Raw genomic sequence first — 588 nt, 5'->3', positions numbered from 1 at the left:
GCGCGTTCGGCTATCAGGGAGTGCATGGAGTGAGCGGCCGCATTCTCGTAGCCTGCGAGTTTTCAGGCACCGTCCGGCGCGCGTTCGCGGATCTCGGCTATGACGCATGGTCCTGCGACCTGCTGCCTGCCGAGGACCGCAGCAACCGGCACATCACCGGCGACGTCCGCGACGTGCTTGCCGATGGTTGGGATATGCTGATCGTGGCACACCCGCCGTGCACGCGCCTCTGCAACTCCGGCGTGCGTTGGCTCAAGGTGCCGCCGCCGGGCAAGACGCTGGAGCAGATGTGGTCGGAGCTCGACGAGGGCGCCGCGCTGTTTTCGGACATGTGGAACGCGCCGATCCCGCGCGTCGCCGTTGAGAACCCCGTGATGCACCGGCACGCCAAGGAACGGATCGTCGATTTCCGACCGGCCGCACAGAGCGTGCAGCCGTGGGAATATGGCGACTGGGAGACCAAGCGTACGTGCCTGTGGCTTCGCGGGCTTCCTGCGCTTGTCCCGACCTATTCGACGATCGCTGCGGCGCGACGGGGCTTGGGAATCGAGGGCGATGAAAAGCCTACGGCCCGTGTCCACCGCATGC

The 588-nt window shown here is 66.5% G+C and carries 1 protein-coding gene; it reads left to right on the top strand.

Annotated features, from left to right (window positions below):
- Positions 1-29 precede the first annotated feature (29 nt).
- The coding region (locus tag RT424_RS23505; protein ID WP_313443173.1) for a hypothetical protein at positions 30-588 on the top strand (559 nt) is incomplete at its 3' end.

The sequence above is a fragment of the Novosphingobium sp. genome, assembly GCF_032093395.1.
Lineage (GTDB): Bacteria > Pseudomonadota > Alphaproteobacteria > Sphingomonadales > Sphingomonadaceae > Novosphingobium.
Note: the sequence above shows the minus strand (reverse complement) of the source record. Positions and strands in the feature narration are given on the sequence as shown.